The organism is Enterococcus sp. 3G1_DIV0629 (genome assembly GCF_002141285.1).
Lineage (GTDB): Bacteria > Bacillota > Bacilli > Lactobacillales > Enterococcaceae > Enterococcus_B > Enterococcus_B lactis.
Genome location: NZ_NGLI01000002.1, coordinates 659,492 through 675,939 on the forward strand (window position 1 = coordinate 659,492; position 16,448 = coordinate 675,939).

Sequence of the window (16,448 nt, forward strand, 5' to 3'; positions counted from 1 at the left end):
ATCATAGAAGCTGTATAGATGATAAAAATGAAAAAGATAGTATGGAGGTGGATTTTATGGTATTCAACATTCTCCTCGCTATCATCGGTTTAATTGTCGGTCTTGGTTTAGGGTTTATGGTCGCAAAGTCACGTCACGAGAAAGAAATAGCTGGTGCACAATCATCAGCTGCTGGGATCATCGATAGTGCAAAAAAAGAAGCAGAAACTCTAAAAAAAGAAGCATTGTTAGAAGCTAAGGAAGAAAATCAGAAATACCGTTCTGAAGTTGAAAGTGAGCTGAGAGAAAGTAAGTTAGAATTAAAATCTCAAGAGAATCGTTTGATTCAACGCGAACAAACGCTGAATCGTAAAGATGACTCGTTAGAAAAACGCGAGAACTCACTTGAAAGTAAAGAAGAAGCACTTAGTTCAAAACAGCAATTAATTGAAGAGCGAGAAAAAGACGTTGAAAAAATGATTGAAGATCAACAAAAAGAACTAGAAAAAATTGCTGGTTTATCAAAAGAGGACGCACGAGATGTCATCATGAAATCGACTGAAGAAGAGCTGAATCATGAGTTAACTCTAATGGTAAAAGAATCTGAACAGCGTGCCAAAGAAGAAGCAGATCGCAAAGCGAAAAACTTATTATCATTAGCGATTCAACGCTGCGCAGCAGATCAAGTTTCAGAAACGACTGTTTCAGTCGTTACCCTTCCGAATGATGAAATGAAAGGTCGTATCATTGGACGAGAAGGTCGTAATATTCGAACGCTTGAGACGCTGACTGGTATCGATTTGATCATCGATGACACACCTGAAGCAGTTGTTCTTTCCGGATTTGATCCAATCCGAAGAGAAATCGCACGAATGACCTTGGAAAAACTGATACAAGATGGACGAATCCATCCAGCACGAATCGAAGAAATGGTCGAGAAATCTCGTAAAGAAATGGATGAACGTATTCGCGAATACGGGGAAGAAGCAGCATTTGAAGTCGGTGCCCATACACTTCATCCAGATCTAATCAAGATCATCGGACGTCTGAGATTCAGAACTAGTTACGGACAAAACGTCTTGAAGCATTCGGTCGAAGTTGCAAAATTAGCTGGTATCTTAGCAGCAGAACTTGGCGAAGATATCCAATTAGCAAAACGTGCCGGGTTGCTCCATGATATTGGAAAAGCACTTGACCATGAGATTGAAGGATCTCACGTTGAGATCGGTGCGGAATTAGCTGCCAAGTACAAAGAAAACCCAGTAGTAATCAACGCAATCGCTTCTCACCATGGCGATGTGGAAGCGACTTCTGTTATCTCTGTCCTTGTAGCTGCAGCAGACGCGCTTTCAGCAGCAAGACCTGGTGCGCGAAGTGAATCATTGGAAAACTACATCCGTCGTTTAAGAAGTCTGGAAAATATTTCGAACAGCTTCGCCGGTGTAGAATCAAGTTACGCCGTTCAAGCTGGACGCGAAGTTCGGGTAATGGTCAAACCAGAAGAAATTTCGGATCTGGACGCTGTTCGTTTAGTACGCGATATCCGTAAACGAATCGAAGAAGAGCTGGATTATCCTGGACATATCAAAGTAATCGTTATTCGGGAAACTCGCGCAACTGATTATGCTAAATAAGAGTAAACACAAAAGAAGAGTCGCGGCAAAAGCCGCAGCTCTTCTTTTTTTGTAAGGCACGAAAAAACATTGCTATCATTATTTTTTATTCAACATCTCAAGATCTTTCTCGATCGTCGTATTGATTCCTTTGATGATTGCTGGGATGAATCCTGCTTCTTCTAGCGCAACTACACCGGCAACGGTCGTACCACCAGGAGAAGAAACTTGGTCTACAAGTTCCCATGGATTTTTATCACTTGAAAGGAATTTTTGACAAGAACCCATGATTGCTTTTGCAGCAATTTCAGTTGCTGTCTGTTTGGACAAACCATTTAATACACCAGTCCGTCCCATCGCATCGATCAGCATATAAATGAATGCGGGCGAGCTGCCAGCAAGGCCGATGAATGTACTGAAATCTGCTTCTGCTAAAGGATAGACGCTACCGATTGCTTCAAAAATTATCGTGGCTTGTTGAAGCTGTTCCTCCGTGGCAGCTTCATTTTTGCAAATCGCAGAAACGCCTGCTCCTACGCTGACATTGACATTCGGCATCACTCGTACGATGGAGGCCTGAGGATCTTCAAGCGCTGTTTCTAAATCTGTTAATGATTTTCCTGAAGCAATAGAAATGAATAAGACCTTCTGGCTGTATTCTTTTAGTTCTTTCAATACTTTTTCAATGATTTTTGGTTTCACGGCTAAAAGAACGATATCTGATTTTGATGCAACTTCTTGGTTGCTTTTGCACGCATGGACGCCAGTTTCAGCAGCGAATGTTTGTGCATTTTCAAAATGACCACTGGAAACGAACACTTCTTCTTTCGAGACTGTTCCTGTTTTCAATAAACCATCAATAATAGCTTGTGCCATATTCCCTGTACCGATAAATCCTACTTTCATGTTATCCTCTCCTTTAGCATTAGGATATCTTTCTTTTTCTATGATCGCAAGCAAAGAACAGGTCTAAAGTGGAAAAATTAAAATAAATAAGATAACATTGGGGTATAACACAAAAGTATACAAGTTAGGAATGGGAAAATGTGAAAAATAAACGATACTTGATGCTGCAATGGATAAAGGAACATAGTCTGATTTTAAAATTGATTTTTTTCGGCTCCGTGTTAGTCTTTGTGGCAAATCAAGTCGCAAATATTGCTAATGGCATGAGTTGGCAAGATATTTGGCAAAGGATGGGACAACAAAGCCACATGACGATCCTGCTCATGATTCTGGCTGGACTGCTGGGTGTCACTCCGATGTTGTTGTATGATTGGGTGACGATCAGAGTCTTAGAAAAACAAGGAAAACCAAAAATGGAAAGAAAAGAGTTTCTTCTTGCTGCGTGGGTAACAAACACGATCAACAATCTCGCCGGTTTTGGTGGTGTGGTAGGAGCAAGTCTGCGGGCTAGTTTTTATGGAAAGCAGACAAATAGGAAAATGGTGTTAGTGACTGTTTCAAAAGTCGCACTATTTATGCTGACTGGTTTGTCTGTATGGTCGTTTCTTACATTTATTGATGTCTTTTTTATTCAGTCAGAAAGTATTTTTCGGAGCTATTGGATCTGGCTTTTCGGCGGTAGTTTTTTAGCACCAGTCATTTTCTTTTTTGCTTATCTAAAGAGAAAGACTTTGTTCTCTGAGTTTTATCCAAAAGGCTTGCTTGGTCTGCTACTGGCATCTTTTGGACAATGGACGGGGGCACTTGCGGTATTTCTGACTATCGGCAAGTTGATGAGAATAGATATTTCCATGTTTTCGATCTATCCTATGTTCATGATTGCGACGCTGATAGGAATGTTGACAATGGTCCCAGGTGGAATGGGGACTTTTGATGTTTTGATGATCTTAGGAATGAGTCAATTGTCTGTTCGGCAAGACGTAGCAGTAGTTTGGTTGTTATATTATCGGTTGTTTTATTATGTCCTGCCTTTTTTGACAGGACTTCTATTGTTCATCACACATACAGGAGTCAAAATCAATCGATTTTTAGATAATATACCGCGATTATTTTTCCAAAAGGTTGCGCATATCGTGCTCGTAAGTGCTGTATATTTTGCAGGGATTATGATGGTACTCCTGTCAACGATCACTAATCTGTCTGCAATCAGTCGGCTGTTTCAGGTATTATTGCCGTTCTCTTTCAACTTTTTAGACCAGACATTGAACCTATTAGTGGGCTTTTTATTGCTCGGTCTTGCTCGAGCGCTTTCAGTAAAAGTCAAAAAGGCATTTCTGCCTACGATCGCTTTACTAGCTTTTGGTATTTTAAATACGATCACACGTACATTATCTTGGCAATTGTTATTGGTGTATGTCTTGATTCTATTGGCTGTGTGGTTATCTAGAAAAGAATTTTATCGAACAAAATTCGTTTATTCTTGGGGAGCTATACTCTTTGATGCTAGCTTGTTCGGTTTCTTGTTTATTGTTTATGCAATTGCGGGTTATCATAGTGGACGCTTTTTAGTTGGCCGGATAACAGGTAACCATTTTATTTTGTTTCCTTCAGATGATGTGTGGTTCTCAGGGCTCATTGGTTTGGGCATCTCGTTGCTAGCTTTAGTGGCGCTTTATCAATACTTAGCAGAAGATACTACGACGCTTGGCAGTGAGTACGAAAAAGAACGTTTTGACCGTTTATTGGAAACATACGGAGGCACAGCTACAAGCCATCAGCTTCGCTTGCCAGGATACAGTTATTTTTATTACCAAAAAGATGACCAAGACCAAGTCGTTTTTGGCTATCAAATCAAAGGGAACAAATGCTTTGTTTTAGGAGATCCAATTGGTAATCCCAAAATGATGCGGGCAGCAACGAATCAGTTCATGAAACGAGCAGATTGTTTAGGTTATCAGCTTGCGTTTTATAAGATATCAGAAAGCTACGTAGTGATGCTTCACGAATTGGGCTTTCATTTCACGAAAGTAGGTGAAGCAGGAATTGTTGATCTAGCGACAGATGACTTGTCTCGGCTGAGTCAGCAACTTGAATATCAACGTTTGATGAAAGAAGGATACCATTTCACTTGGTATGACCAACTACCAGAAGAATTACATCAAGCTGTAAATGAAATTTCACAAAAATGGCTTCACGGGGCACGAGAAAAATACTTTTCTGTGGGACGATTCGATGAATCCTATGTATTATCCAGTGGCGTCGGTATTGTCCGTAAAGATCAAAAAGTCGTGGGCTTCATCACCGCTCAACCGATGACGAAAGAACAAGCGGGTTATGATTTACTTCGAATCTTGCCTGAAGAGCCTGAGGAATTAGCGGATTATCTATTAGCTAATTTGTTCATTGTATACGAGAAAATGGGCTATCTGGAAGCAAATCTGGGATTAGCACCTTTAGCAAATGTTGGAGAAACAGATTTTTCTTTCTTTCAAGAAAAAGTCATGCATATCGTATATAATTATGGTAATTTTTTCTATTCCTTCCAGTCTGCTTATGAAAAGAAATTAAAATATGTCGATCATTGGGAAGGTCGCTACTTTGCATATCGGAAAGGAAGTAATTTCGGATTTGCTACCATGCAGCTGCTCAGTCTGATAGGGAAAGAAAAAGGAAATGTGCCGAGTTTGGCAGAAGAAGTGCTCACAGAATTATAAGAATCACTAGAGTTTATTTGGATTATGAAGAGAAAATTCTATGAAAGCTGTTGAAACGATGACAAAATCAACAGCTAGGCGGACATAAGCTATACTTTTATTTTTCCCTATGATAGAATACTTGCGACTTAGACTTTTCGAATGGGTGAGAGGATGGAATTGATTGAAAAAGCGCCAGCCAAGATAAATTTAGGACTGGATGTATTATATAGACGGCAAGATGGGTATCATGAGTTGGAAATGGTGATGTCGAGCGTAGACTTGGCAGATCATCTATTTTTTGAAGAAATAGCAGAAGACAAAATCATTGTAGAAACAAATAAAGCATTTTTACCGGTAGATGAGCGTAACAATGTTTATCAAGCTGCTTTATTATTAAAAAACAAATACAATATCAAAACCGGTGTCAAGATCTTTGTTAAGAAGAATATTCCAGTAGCCGCTGGATTAGGCGGAGGAAGTACAGACTGTGCAGCTGCTTTAAGAGGGATCAACCAATTATGGAATCTAGGCTGTTCATTAGAAGAGCTAGCAGAGATCGGTTTGGAAGTTGGTACAGACGTTCCTTACTGTGTATATGGAAGTACGGCTTTTGTCGGAGGTAAAGGGGAAGAAATCCAAGTATTACCTTCTATGCCACAGTGCTGGGTTGTGTTGGTCAAACCAAGAATGAGTGTTTCCACACGTACAGTGTTTAGGGAAGTAGATACGCAAGCTATCCAACATCAAGATATCCACGGACTTGCTGAAGCCATCCGAGAGCAAGATTATCAGCAGATGATCAAAAAAATGGGAAACAGTTTAGAAGATGTAACGGGAAACCGGCATCCAGTCATCCATCAAATCAAAGAGCGTATGGTCAAGTACGGAGCAGATGCTGCATTGATGAGTGGGAGCGGACCAACCGTTTTTGCCTTGTGCCAACATTATTCAAGAGCGCAGAGAGTATATAATGGGTTAAAGGGTTTTTGTGAAGAAGTTTATTTAGTACGAACCTTGCAATAAAAATAGAAGAAGTAAAACAGGTAAGAAAAGACTGAGGAGTCCTAAAATGGGATTCTTCAGTTTTTTTATTGTAATGAACAGCTTAAATATGAGTGTTAACTCATCCATTTTACGATTTAATCAGAATATCCACGTTTAAATCAGAAATTGATGGATTTCTATTGACGGCGTTTTTTTATTTTGATACATTAGTTCACGTTGATAAATCGTAAAATTACGATTTGCTTATTTGAAAGGAGCATATAGATGAAAAAATATCTTTTGACAGCTACGGTAATGATAGGTGCTTTATTGTTTGCAGCATGTGGAAATACGAATAAGGAAGCAGATAAAAAAGAAGACTTGACGATCGTTGCGACATTTTATCCGATGTATGATTTTACAAAAGAGATCGTAGGGGACGAAGGAAACGTGAAACTTTTGATCCCTGCCGGAACGGAGCCTCATGATTTTGAACCAAGCGCAAAAGAAAGAGCAGAAATTTCCGATGCAGATGTTTTCGTGTATAATAGTTCAGACATGGAATTTTTCGTGGATTCGTTGAAGGATTCAGTGGACAGCAAACAGACCTTGATGATCGAAGCAGCTAAAGGAATTGACCGCTTAGAATCTCAAGAAGCAGATGAACACGAAGAATCAGAAGAAGGACATGATCATGCGCATGAATATGATCCCCATGTTTGGCTCGATCCGGTATTAGCTATAAAAGAAGTCAGAACAATTGCTGGAGAATTAGGCGAAAAATATCCAGATAAAAAGGAAATATTTACGAAGAATGCTGATGCTTATATCAAAAAGCTTGAAGCACTGGATCAAAAATACTCCGAAGAACTCAAAAATGCGACAAACCGCACATTCGTCACTCAGCATGCTGCTTTTGCTTATTTAGCGAATCAATACAACTTAGAACAAGTGGCGATTTCAGGTGTTTCGCCAGATCAGGAACCAACACCAAGCCGCTTAGCTGAACTAAAAGAATTTGTGAAGAAAAACAACATCAAAGTGATTTACTTTGAAGAAAACGCCTCTTCGAAGGTGGCAGAGACATTGTCGAATGAAACGGGTGTGAAGTTAGAGGTGTTGAATCCTTTAGAAAGCTTGACCAATGAACAAATCAAAGCAGGCGAAAATTATATTTCTGTCATGGAAAAAAATCTGGAAGCTTTAAAAGAAAGTATCAATTAAGTCTAGAATGGAGGTTATAAGGTGCGTTACATCGAAATATCTGATTTGACCTTTTATTATGATGATGAACCAGTACTAGAAGATGTCTCCTATCATGTAGACGCGGGTGAATTTGTCATTTTGACTGGAGAAAATGGAGCAGCCAAGTCAACCTTGGTGAAAGCATCGTTAGGATTACTGAAACCTTCAAAAGGAACGATAAAGATTGCTGAGAAAAATCAAGAGGGAAAAAAATTAAGTATCGGCTATATCCCCCAACAAGTTGCATCTTTCAATGCAGGTTTTCCAAGTACGGTAATCGAATTAGTCCGATCAGGAAGATACCCAAGAGGCCGCTGGTTCAAGCGTCTCTCTGAAAAAGATCATCAACATGTACAGCGGGCTCTAGAAGCTGTTGGGATGTGGGATATGCGAAACCGGCGGATAGGTGAATTGTCTGGCGGACAAAAGCAGCGGATCAGCTTAGCACGTATTTTTGCTACTGATCCTGACTTATTTGTCCTTGATGAGCCAACAACAGGAATGGATGAAGAGTCTAGAAATGAGTTTTATCGTCTTCTCCGACATAGTGCCCATGTCCATGGGAAATCAGTACTAATGATCACTCATGATCATGAAGATATCAAACAGTATGCGGACAGACAGATCCGACTGGTGAGAAAGGAGGATTCTCAATGGCGTTGCTTTCATATGAATTCATGAGAAGAGCTTTTCTTGCGGCTATCTTCATTGCGGGGATCGCCCCGATGCTAGGTGTGTTTTTAGTGATCAGAAGACAATCGCTGATGGCTGATACACTTTCCCATGTCTCTTTAGCAGGGGTAGCGTTAGGATTCTTTTTGAACCTTAATCCTACACTTACGACCATGCTAGTTGTTGTGCTAGCAGCTGTGATATTGGAATATCTGCGAACAATCTACCGAACTTATTCGGAAATCTCCATTGCCATTTTAATGGCTGGCGGTTTAGCGCTAGCTTTAGTATTAATGAATCTGAGTGGCGGGAATTCTGCAACAAGTATCCAATCTTATCTGTTTGGTTCGATCGTGACCATTACTTGGGAGCAAGTCATCTTTTTAGGAATCTTATTCGTTGCGATCGGTATATTGTTCTTTTTATTCAAACGTCCGATGTATGTACTGACTTTTGATGAGGATACCGCTCATGTAGATGGATTACCCGTTCATTTGATGTCAATGATGTTCAATGTGATTACTGGTGTAGCTATTGCTGTGATGATTCCGATTGCCGGTGCACTTTTGATATCCGCAATCATGGTTCTTCCTGCAGCAATCGGTATGCGGTTAGGCAAAAGTTTCAATGTTGTGATTGCTATCAGTGTTTGTGTCGGATTTCTAGGGATGCTGTCAGGATTGACTAGCTCGTTTTATCTAGATACCCCTCCAGGAGCAACAATCACATTAGTCTTTATTGCTTTGTTCCTGATTGTAAATATCATCAAACGAATATTGGTTGCCTTCAGAAGAAAAAATAACTGAATGATAAAGAAAAGAAGCCTGATAAAAACGAAAAATTTTTTATAGGCTTCTTTTTATTTTAATAAATACCGAACTATTTTCTTATTTTTTCATAAAATGCTCGAATTTTTGAAGAAAAACTTATATAATGTAAAACGATAAAATTTCTTAAAAGGAGTTGGAATAGGTGAAAGTACGTCGCAGTGAACGTCTGGTTGACATGACACAGTATTTATTGAATCACCCGCATGAATTGATTTCCTTAACAAGCTTTGCCGAACGTTATGAATCTGCTAAATCTTCTATCAGTGAAGATTTGGGAATCATCAAAAAAACATTTAAAGAACGAGGGTATGGAACCTTGGAAACAATCCCAGGTGCTGCAGGTGGTGTATTGTTCATCCCTGAAATTTCATATGAAGAGGCGAAAAAATATATTGAATCTCTAGCAGAACGTCTATCAGAACAAGATCGTCTGCTTCCAGGAGGATATGTTTATCTCTCTGATTTGTTAGGAGAACCTGAACTGCTGCGTCAAGTTGGAAGAATCATTGCTTCTAAATACCTTGGTGAAAAAATCGATGCTGTAATGACTGTAGCCACAAAAGGCGTACCTATTGCCCAAGCTGTGTCCTATTATCTGAATGCACCATTCGTTATTGTACGCCGAGACTCAAAAATAACAGAAGGATCAACAGTAAGTGTCAACTATGTGTCCGGTTCTTCTGAAAGAATTGAAAAAATGGAATTGTCTAAGAGAAGCTTGAAACGTGGTTCACGTGTCCTTGTAGTGGATGATTTTATGAAAGGCGGCGGAACAGTCAACGGAATGAAGAGCTTGATCGAAGAATTCGAATCAGAACTTGTTGGCATCACTGTATTTGCCGAATCGAAATTCAACGGACATCGCGCTATCGATGATTATACGTCACTGCTTTATGTCAAAGATGTAGATACTCAAACGAAAAACATCACGGTTGTGCCGGGAAATTATTTTTCAGAATAAGAGGTTGTGAAAAAGCAGCTTAGTTTCGAGTAGTAAGAAAAATTTTGTGAAAATGGCTTTCCACATTTTTTCATAAATTTGGCTTAATACCGAGAAACTGGCTTTTGAACACCGTTTATCTAGAGGTTGTGAGCCTGCCGTTTAACTCTGAGTCACAAGGAGCAATTTCAAAAAACAGCTTTTCTTGTTTTATGAGTAGTGTGACTTGTGACCGAGGAGTTGGCAGGAGAGCACCGGTTACCCAATAGATAGGTCCTTTATGGTCTATCTATTTTTTTATCCAAAGAACACCGTGGTGAAAGAAAATCACTTGTTTTGTTGAAAAAATGGGTATACTGGGATAAACTGAAATCAGCAAACTATATTTAGGAGTGACGCAGTTGGACGCACGTTATGCAATTATTTTGGCGGCAGGGAAAGGTACCCGCATGAAGTCAAAATTATATAAAGTTTTACATCCCGTCTCTGGTAAACCTATGGTAGAACATATCATCAATCGGGTCAGTGAAACGAAACCAGATGAAGTGATTACCATCGTTGGACACGGAGCAGAACAAGTCAAAGCACAACTAGGAGAGCGCAGTAAATATGCGTTACAGGCGGAGCAATTGGGAACAGGACATGCTGTTTTGCAAGCCGCTTCTTTCTTGGAAGGAAAAAAAGGAACGACATTAGTTATCAGTGGCGATACACCATTATTGACTACTGAAACGCTGAACAATCTTTTTGAATATCACCAAGGAAAAAATGCAAGTGCGACGATCTTGACGGCACAAGCAGAAAACCCAACAGGATATGGTCGGATCATTCGTGACCATATTGGGATCGTAGAAAAAATCGTGGAACAAAAAGACGCAACACCAGAAGAAGCACTTGTACAAGAAATCAATACAGGAACATACTGTTTTGACAACGAAGCTTTGTTCGATGCGTTAAGCAAAGTCGGAACAAACAATGCTCAAGGTGAATACTATCTGACAGATATCATCGAAATCTTAAAAGAAGAAGGCAATACAGTTGCTGCTTATCAAACAGATGATTTCGAAGAATCAATGGGAGTCAATGATCGGATCGCGTTAGCTAAAGCAAATGAGATCATGAGAAAGCGGATCAACCAGATGCATATGGTCAATGGCGTAAGCTTTGTCGATTCAGCAACGACATACATCGATGCAGGCGTAGAGATTGGTCCAGACACATTGATCGAAGCAGGTGTACAAATCCAAGGCAATACAGTCATCGGTTCTGATTGTGTCATCGGGGCACATTCAAAAATCGTAGACAGTAGGATTGAGGATCACGTCGTCATTGAAAACTCAGTCATTGAAAGCAGCCATGTCAAGAAGCATGCAGATGTGGGACCTTATGCACATTTACGACCAAAAGCTGAAATTGGCGAAAACGTCCATATCGGAAACTTTGTGGAAGTGAAAAATGCTCAAATCGGCAATGGAACGAAAGTCGGTCACTTGACTTATGTTGGTGATGCTACGTTGGGAGAAGAGATCAATGTCGGATGTGGTGTTGTCTTCGTCAACTATGATGGAAAGAACAAGCATCATACGACTGTCGGCGACCACAGCTTTATTGGTTCTAGCACGAATATCATCGGACCTGTCGAGGTAGCTAAAAACAGTTCGATTGCTGCCGGGTCAACAATTACAGACAATATTCCAGAATATGCGCTGGCAATTGCGAGAGCAAGACAAGTCAATAAAGAAGGATATGCAAAAAAACTCCCTTATCTAAACTAAGACTTTTGCAAAATCACTTGATTTATTTAAAAAATATGACTACTATTTATTAGGTAGAATTCTAGAGTTGTGAAAAAGAAAGTGGAGGTCCCCATGTCAAAACATTACTTTGACCCAAGATTAAAAATTTTTGCGTTAAATTCCAATCGCCCATTAGCAGAGAAAATTGCAGCAGCAGTCGGTGTCGAGTTAGGAAAATCATCTGTTACTCAATTTAGTGATGGAGAAATTCAAGTAAACATTGAAGAAAGTATTCGTGGATCGCATGTCTATGTTATCCAATCAACGAGCAGCCCAGTCAATGATAACTTGATGGAGTTGCTGATCATGATTGATGCACTGAAACGAGCAAGTGCAAAAACAATCAACGTAGTCATGCCTTATTATGGTTATGCGCGTCAAGATCGTAAAGCACGTGCACGGGAACCAATCACAGCGAAATTAGTAGCAAACATGATCCAAAAAGCCGGTGCAACAAGAATGCTGACTTTGGACCTTCATGCAGTCCAAATCCAAGGTTTCTTTGATATTCCAGTCGATCATTTGATGGGTGCGCCACTTATTGCTAATTATTTCTTGGAAAAAGGAATCAAAGGCGATGATGTTGTCGTTGTTTCACCAGACCACGGTGGCGTTACACGAGCACGTAAATTAGCGGAATTTTTGAAATCTCCGATTGCGATCATCGACAAACGCCGTCCAAAAGCAAATGTTGCAGAAGTAATGAACATCATTGGACAAGTCAAAGGCAAAACATGTGTACTGATCGACGATATGATCGATACAGCAGGTACGATCACATTGGCTGCCAATGCTTTGAAAGAAGCTGGTGCAACAAGTGTGTATGCTTCATGTACCCATCCAGTATTATCTGGTCCTGCTTTACAAAGAATAGAAGATTCAGCTATCGAGCGACTAGTTGTCACAGACTCGATCTATCTTCCAGAAGATCGTAAAATCGATAAAATCGATGAAGTAAGTGTTGGCGGACTAATGGGAGATGCAATCAAACGTATCCATGAAAACAAACCGGTTAGTCCATTATTTGAAACAAAAAATAAATAATAAATAAACTCACAAAGGGGAGTCCAATTGGGCTGAGATTGAATCTATTTCTAAACCCTTCGTACCTGTTTCGGTTATGCGAGCGTAGGAATTGTGAAAAAACAGCTGTTTGAAATTTTTCGAAAGCTGCTTCCTCCTTTGTGACTTTTTTATTCAAAGGAGGAAGTTTTTTTATGGGAAAAAATAGAGTTTGGGTAGAAGGAACGATTGTTGCAGCGTTAGCGATGGTGCTGTCATTGATACCAATCCAGATCGGCAGCAGTTTTTCTATTTCATTGGGGCAGATTCCGTTGACTCTTTTTGCGTTAAGAAGAGGGGCAAAGGCAGGGATGCTGGCAGGTTTCATTTGGGGGATCTTACACTTTCCGTTGGGACAAGTTTATTATTTAAGTGTCGTTCAAGTGTTGATTGAGTATCCGATTGCTTATACTTTTGCAGGTGCAGCAGGGCTCATGGCTTCAAATGTCCAAAAAAGCTATGCAGATGGAAATACGAAACAAATCAGAAAAAACATAGTGTTTGGTGCATTGATTGGCGCACTTTCCAGATATTTTTGGCATTTTATTGCGGGAGTTGTTTTCTGGGGAGCCTATGCACTATGGGGGATGAATCCTTGGCTCTTTTCTTTCGTAATGAATGGTGCTAGCGGGTTGAGCACAGCGATTGTGACGATGATCGTTTTATTAGGGATCCAACAAACGATTCCATCGCTTTTTGTGCCAGATAAACGACAGAATCTTTAAATAAAAAAGGAAACAAAAAACTTGAGACAGAATCATGTCCTAGTTTCTTGTTTCCTTTTTGTTTTTCGGTAAGAAATAGACTCACTTCAATGGCAGATAAGAAAGACCGGCATCTTCTACCAATTGCCAGCGCCGATCGTTGACAGAGTAGATTAAAGTAGCGACGACTTCTTCTTCCCGATACCGAGTACCTTTCAATTTCCAAATATAGTCCTCAATCACATAAATAGGAATACGGTATTCGTCATCGATCAAACCAACTTGATCAAAAGAAAAAATGATCCCTTCCTGCATTAAATTACGCATTTCTTTCAATAATTCCACACTGATTTTTTCAACAGGAGTTTCCTTTTTAAAAAAGGATTTTTTTACATTGATCTTATCTGACAGGATAGAACTTAATTTACTAGCAAAAATCCTGTAAAATTCTTCTAAATAGCGATAATAAATTCGGTTCAATTGATCGTTCAGATCGAAGTACACGAAATTATTTTGCAGCTTATAAAAAAATGGTGAGTGGAGATGTGTTTTCATATGGCCAAAATATAACAATTCTGAAATTTCTAAAGGTGTCAATTCTTTCAGCATCGTTAAATCAGTAAAGTCGATCCACTTCAATTCATCGAATCCACGCCTGTTTCGAGAAGAGGAAAAGAAACGCTGGATATTTTCTGTACCACGGATTACTTTCAGCCCTGTATGAGATTCGTATTCTCCAGCAGAAGCAGATGGATCAAGCAAGAGCAAGTTTTGAGGAAAATGCACGATACTGTTTGCAAAATCAGTAGCAGTCAGTCCTTTTGTTAAAACAGCATTACTTGTGGTATCAATATGTACATAAACTGACTCAGTCATCATGTTCCTCCTCTTATTTCCTCTTAATCTCTTTTATTTTACAACATTTGCATAAAAAAAGCTTGTTTCTTTTATTTTAAAATTCCATTACAAAATCACGTTTTCATTGAAAATACTCTCATTTTCAATTAATTTTTGTATTTTTTATTTAAAGGTGGTTTTATGAATTGTTTTCTTATGGAATATCCAAAGTCGAATACGATACTCATGACCTTTTTTCGACGTACTGGTATACTTGAAGAAAAAGGAGAGAGCGATGGAGATAAAAAAAGTTTACTTTTCACAGAAAATGTCGCTGTATTCGCGTATCAACCAAGCAAAACAACCTCTTCCGTTTTTTCAAAGCCATCAAGAAAGTAGAGAAGCATTTTGGCGTTCTGCAAAAAAACAATGTGCCTTTGAAGCAGTATCAAAAAAATATACCATCTATTTTACTATTGATAAAGGTAGAGAAGATGTTATTTTTAATAACTTGCTGATCGAAGGCGAAACTTTTGAATGGCAAAAACTTTTTCAGCATATGGAAGCTTGCGCTCGTTTTTTTATTAAAGAAAACTGTTGTTTTTTATTTCAATCTCCTCTATCAGAAGAATGGTTGCGTATTTTTCATAAAAACGGCTATCAAGGAACCATGCAACTAAATAAAAAGCTGGTCTATCACACAGCACTTGTATTAGGAGGAGGGGGAGCACACGGTGCCTATCAGATTGGTGTATGGCAGGCGCTGAAGGAACATAACATCCGCTTTGAAATCATCACTGGGACCTCGGTAGGTGCGCTGAACGGCGCATTGATTTTACAAGGAGACATGGAAAAAGCTGTGGGTTTATGGAAAAAGCTATCAACAAGACAAGTGCTTGCGTTGCCAGAAATGGCTGCCGTTGAAGACTTGCGGGAACGTTTCTATCAAGAAAGACGCCAAATGACGAAAACGGCACTAGTTGAAGGTGGGGTTTCGTCTGCGCCATTGGAAAAGCTGGTCAAGGAAAATTTAGATTTGTCTTTGCTCAAATACAATTCCAAAATACGTTTATACACGGTGTCTACTAAATTGCCAGAACTAGCGGAAGTAGTGACTGCTATCCAACAAACAAAAACAGAAGAAATACCAGATTGGATACTTGCCTCTGCTTCATTTTATCCTGCTATGGCTTACCGAAAGATCGGAAAAAATAAATACGCAGATGGTGGATATCGTAATAAAATCCCTATTGACATCGCGATTAACGAAGGCGCAACAGAGGCATTTGTCGTGGATGTGCAAGGACCAGGGCCAGCGAAAAGAATCCGTGTGCCGGATACGTTTATCCATTGGAAATGTCAAACATTGTGGACGCTTGGCAGCTTTCTGCTTTTTGATAGCCAAAGAAATCAATTAAATTTACAATTAGGCTATCTGGAAATGAAAAAACGATTAGGCTGTTACTACGGGAATTGGTATACATTTGATTCTGTCAAACAAGCAAGAACATGTTGGCGTGGATTTTTATCTTACTTAATAAAAGAACTTCAGTTAGAGCTATCTTTTTTCAAAACCATAAAATTTTGGCAAAAACTGCGTAATATATATAAGAACAGGGTCGAACCAGAAACATGCGGACTGGCGATGCTGGAACTTTTAGCAAAAAAACATTTTTTATTGCCAAACAAAGTCTATGAAGTAGATTGGATGTTTCAAATGATCTGCCAACAAGATAGAAAAAGTATGCCGGATGATTTATTGGCACAAGTTGGTCAATTAAGTACAGAAGAATGGCGGAGGTATCGAAAATATCAGCAGAAAATACAAAATGAACGCACGAAAGCCGTTTATTTTAAAAAACTGCTGCAAGAAAAATGTAAGGATCGTTTGCAGCGTGAACTGCTTGAACAGCCAGTTGACACATTACTGATCCTATATTTATATTATCTCAAGGAGGAACAACCATGGCACAAGAATTTTCATATGAAATCGTAGAAGAAATCGCTGTTTTATCAGAAAACAACAAAGGATGGCGTAAAGAGCTGAACTTAGTCAGCTGGAATGGTCGTCCGCCGAAATTCGATCTTCGAGATTGGGCACCCGACCATGAAAAGATGGGGAAAGGGCTGACACTGACGAACGAAGAGTTTGAACAACTGCAAAAAGCAATAGAAAATATGTAA

At 39.4% G+C, this 16,448-nt stretch carries 14 protein-coding genes and 1 riboswitch; of the genes, 12 read left to right on the top strand and 2 right to left on the bottom strand.

Translation table 11 applies throughout. From position 1 onward, the window contains the following. The first annotated feature begins 56 nt into the window (after positions 1–56). Positions 57–1,613 carry a ribonuclease Y gene (gene rny, locus A5816_RS11970; RefSeq protein WP_002287336.1) on the top strand — a complete coding sequence of 519 codons (1,557 nt, stop codon included), beginning with the start codon at positions 57–59 and terminating at the stop codon, positions 1,611–1,613. Between the two features lie 78 nt (positions 1,614–1,691). Here rny and proC read toward each other — a convergent pair whose 3' ends face one another. Then, positions 1,692–2,498: a pyrroline-5-carboxylate reductase gene (gene proC / locus A5816_RS11975; protein ID WP_002310439.1), complete on the bottom strand. Its 807-nt coding sequence runs from the start codon at positions 2,496–2,498 to the stop codon at positions 1,692–1,694. A 140-nt stretch (positions 2,499–2,638) separates the two neighbouring features. On the opposite strand from proC, the gene mprF reads away from it, so the two are divergent. The 9 genes from mprF to thiT all read left to right on the top strand — a co-directional run bounded on the left by mprF (position 2,639) and on the right by thiT (position 13,448). Then, on the top strand, positions 2,639–5,212 hold the full coding sequence (gene mprF, locus A5816_RS11980) for a bifunctional lysylphosphatidylglycerol flippase/synthetase MprF (protein ID WP_086311419.1): 2,574 nt from the start codon (positions 2,639–2,641) through the stop codon (positions 5,210–5,212). Positions 5,213–5,365: 153 nt separating this feature from the next. After that, entirely contained in the window at positions 5,366–6,217 is an 852-nt protein-coding gene (gene ispE, locus A5816_RS11985; RefSeq protein ID WP_086311420.1) for a 4-(cytidine 5'-diphospho)-2-C-methyl-D-erythritol kinase, read from the top strand. A gap of 246 nt (positions 6,218–6,463) precedes the next feature. Further along, on the top strand, positions 6,464–7,402 hold the full coding sequence (locus tag A5816_RS11990) for a metal ABC transporter substrate-binding protein (protein ID WP_086311421.1): 939 nt from the start codon (positions 6,464–6,466) through the stop codon (positions 7,400–7,402). A gap of 21 nt (positions 7,403–7,423) precedes the next feature. Further along, positions 7,424–8,104: a metal ABC transporter ATP-binding protein gene (locus A5816_RS11995; RefSeq protein WP_002315885.1), complete on the top strand. Its 681-nt coding sequence runs from the start codon at positions 7,424–7,426 to the stop codon at positions 8,102–8,104. After that, positions 8,077–8,901 (top strand): metal ABC transporter permease, encoded by an 825-nt coding sequence (locus tag A5816_RS12000; RefSeq protein WP_002287344.1) that lies wholly within the window; start codon positions 8,077–8,079, stop codon positions 8,899–8,901. Before A5816_RS11995 ends, A5816_RS12000 begins: the two co-directional genes overlap by 28 nt. A 166-nt stretch (positions 8,902–9,067) precedes the next feature. Continuing rightward, entirely contained in the window at positions 9,068–9,886 is an 819-nt protein-coding gene (gene purR, locus A5816_RS12005; protein WP_002287345.1) for a pur operon repressor, read from the top strand. A 380-nt stretch (positions 9,887–10,266) separates the two neighbouring features. Next, positions 10,267–11,640: a bifunctional UDP-N-acetylglucosamine diphosphorylase/glucosamine-1-phosphate N-acetyltransferase GlmU gene (gene glmU / locus A5816_RS12010; protein ID WP_086311422.1), complete on the top strand. Its 1,374-nt coding sequence runs from the start codon at positions 10,267–10,269 to the stop codon at positions 11,638–11,640. 93 nt (positions 11,641–11,733) lie between these two features. Next, positions 11,734–12,705, top strand: a complete 972-nt coding sequence (locus A5816_RS12015) for a ribose-phosphate diphosphokinase (RefSeq protein WP_002287347.1) — start codon at positions 11,734–11,736, stop codon at positions 12,703–12,705. 5 nt (positions 12,706–12,710) lie between these two features. Continuing rightward, positions 12,711–12,813, top strand: a riboswitch (TPP riboswitch). A 65-nt stretch (positions 12,814–12,878) separates the two neighbouring features. Continuing rightward, a complete protein-coding gene (thiT, locus tag A5816_RS12020; RefSeq protein ID WP_002315887.1) occupies positions 12,879–13,448 on the top strand; it encodes an energy-coupled thiamine transporter ThiT in 570 nt (189 codons plus the stop codon). Between the two features lie 81 nt (positions 13,449–13,529). On the opposite strand, the gene A5816_RS12025 is transcribed toward thiT, so the two are convergent. After that, the gene (locus A5816_RS12025; protein ID WP_086311423.1) at positions 13,530–14,303 is read right to left on the bottom strand and encodes a hypothetical protein; all 774 of its coding nucleotides are present in this window, start codon (positions 14,301–14,303) and stop codon (positions 13,530–13,532) included. A gap of 256 nt (positions 14,304–14,559) precedes the next feature. Between A5816_RS12025 and A5816_RS12030 the strand changes: the two genes are divergently transcribed. Both A5816_RS12030 and A5816_RS12035 read left to right on the top strand, forming a co-directional pair. Continuing rightward, positions 14,560–16,260, top strand: a complete 1,701-nt coding sequence (locus A5816_RS12030; protein ID WP_086311424.1) for a patatin-like phospholipase family protein — start codon at positions 14,560–14,562, stop codon at positions 16,258–16,260. Then, positions 16,230–16,448 carry a YdbC family protein gene (locus A5816_RS12035; protein WP_002293064.1) on the top strand — a complete coding sequence of 73 codons (219 nt, stop codon included), beginning with the start codon at positions 16,230–16,232 and terminating at the stop codon, positions 16,446–16,448. Before A5816_RS12030 ends, A5816_RS12035 begins: the two co-directional genes overlap by 31 nt.